Raw genomic sequence first — 2,623 nt, forward strand, 5'->3', positions numbered from 1 at the left:
TTAGGGTCAACAACGCCCATATTATCAGCTTCAACTTCTAGTTTAGATCGGGAGGATCGCTCTGGATCGATCGCGATTATTGGGACGGGATGTCGGTTTCCCCAAGCGGCCAATCCCCAAGCTTTTTGGTCTTTATTGAAATCTGGTGGCAATGCGATCGGTAGAGTGCCAGTTTCTCGCTGGGAATCAGAGGATGGGTGGGGTGGATTCTTGGAAGGAGTCGATCGATTCGATCCGCAATTTTTTAGTATTTCCCCACGGGAAGCTAGCAATATGGATCCCCAGCAACGACTATTGTTAGAAGTAAGTTGGGAGGCATTAGAAAATGCAGGTTTAGCTGCATCAGAACTAGTCGGAAGTCGAAGTAGCATTTTTATTGGGATTAGTAATGGAGATTATGCCAGGTTAAACGGCAATCTTACGAATACCGAAACGTATTATGCTACTGGTAATGCTTTAAGTATTGCAGCTAATCGGTTGTCTTATTACTTAGATTGGCATGGCCCAAGTTTGGCGATGGATACAGCTTGCTCGTCATCATTAGTTGCGGTTCATCAAGCTTGTCAAAGTTTGATAAGTGGGGAGTCTAATTTGGCTCTGGCTGGTGGTGTAAATTTGATGTTGAGTCCTCAATTAACATTGACTTTTACTGCGGCTCAAATGATGGCAGCAGACGGTCGCTGTAAAACTTTTGATGCGGCAGCAGATGGTTATGTGAGATCGGAAGGTTGCGGAGTAGTTGTCCTTAAACGGCTTGCTGATGCGATCGCTGATGGAGATAATATTCAGGCAATTATTAGAGGTTCTGCGGTCAATCAAGATGGTCAAACGAATGGATTAACCGCACCAAATGGTAATTCTCAACAAGAAGTTATTCGGTTAGCTTTAGAGAAAGCTGGCATAACAGCAAATCAGATTAGTTATGTGGAAACACATGGAACGGGAACTGCGTTGGGAGATCCGATTGAAGTAAATGCGCTCAAAGCTGTACTGATGGAAGAGCGAGAAATAGATCGAATTTGTTGGATTGGTTCGGTTAAAACTAATATTGGACATTTAGAAGCTGCGGCGGGAATTGCGGGTTTAATTAAGACAGTATTGTCATTAGAACATGGTGAAATTCCGCCGCATTTGCACTTAGATCGGTTAAATTCCTATATAAGAATTGAGGGTACACCGATTGAAATTCCGACGAAACTTCAATCGTGGTCGTCAGGAGAATACCCTCGATTGGCTGGAGTTAGTGCCTTTGGGTTTGGGGGGACGAATGCTCATCTGATTTTAGAGGAAGCACCAGTTCAATTACTAGGAAAAGGTACATATATTGAATGTCAAAATCTACTTGAATCGCAGGGTAAAATTTTATGCCGTCCCATTCATCTGTTAACCCTATCAGCTAAAACAGACAAAGCTCTGAAGAATTTAGTCCTTAATTACCACAACTATTTAGAAAATCATGAAGAATTAGATATAGCTTCGGTCTGTTTCAGTGCCAATACAGGGAGATCTCACTTCGATCGCCGTCTAGCTATTTTAGCCGCTGACAAACAAGAATTAATCGATAAATTAGCAAAAATTAGTACGGATAGTACGGAAGAAGAAGCTCCTGGCGTATACGCTGGAAAACTCTACAGTAATAACAAGCCCCCTAAAATTGTTTTCTTATTTACTGGACAAGGTTCGCAGTATGTCAACATGGGAAGACAACTCTACGAGACACAACCCGTTTTTCGTCAAACGATCGAACAGTGCGATTGCATCCTTCAACCATATTTAGAAAAATCTCTATTAGATATTCTTTATCCTGACGATATTCGATTATTAGATAGCTCGATTATTAACCAAACTGCATATACTCAACCTGCACTATTTGCGATCGAATACGCTCTATTTCAGTTATGGCAATCCTGGGGAATTAAACCAGATGTCGTGATGGGACATAGTGTTGGCGAATATGTTGCCGCAACAGTTGCTGGAGTATTTAGCTTAGAAGATGGATTAAAACTAATTGCCCATCGAGGACGCTTAATGCAAAATCTGTCTGCTGAAGGTGAGATGGTGGCTGTGATGGCATCAGCAGCAGTAGTAGATCGATTGATTGCTCCATTTATAGGATCTGTAGCCATAGCAGCAATAAATGGAGCGAAAAATGTTGTAATTTCTGGTGAAGCAGAAGCTATTAGTGCAATTATCGACAACTTGGAGTTACAAGGGATCGAGACCAATCGATTACAGGTATCCCATGCTTTCCATTCACCCTTAATGGCACCGATGTTGGCAGAATTTGCCGCAATTGCCAATCGAATCACCTACAATCAACCACTAGTTCCACTAATATCAAATCTCACAGGAAACAGAGCAGATAATAGCATTGCTACAGCAAACTATTGGGTAAGTCATGTCAGTCAACCCGTGAAATTTGCCCAAAGTATGGAGACTTTGAACCAAGCAGGTTATCAAATTTTCCTCGAAATTGGCCCCAAACCAACTTTATTAGGGATGGGAAAACAGTGTTTGTCAGAAAGTGGAGGAGTTTGGTTGCCATCGTTGTGTTCTGGTCGAGAAGACTGGGAAATTTTGCTCCATAGTTTGGCAGAATTATATGTGCTGGGAGTCAACGTTG

Annotated in this window: 1 protein-coding gene; it reads left to right on the forward strand. The window is 42.0% G+C overall.

Features of this window, described 5'->3' with window-relative positions:
• Window positions 1–2,623: type I polyketide synthase (locus tag RMO27_RS09235; protein WP_309731615.1), on the forward strand; the 2,623-nt coding region annotated here is incomplete at both ends.

It is taken from the genome of Chamaesiphon sp. OTE_75_metabat_556, assembly GCF_031378165.1.
Taxonomy (GTDB): domain Bacteria; phylum Cyanobacteriota; class Cyanobacteriia; order Cyanobacteriales; family Chamaesiphonaceae; genus Chamaesiphon.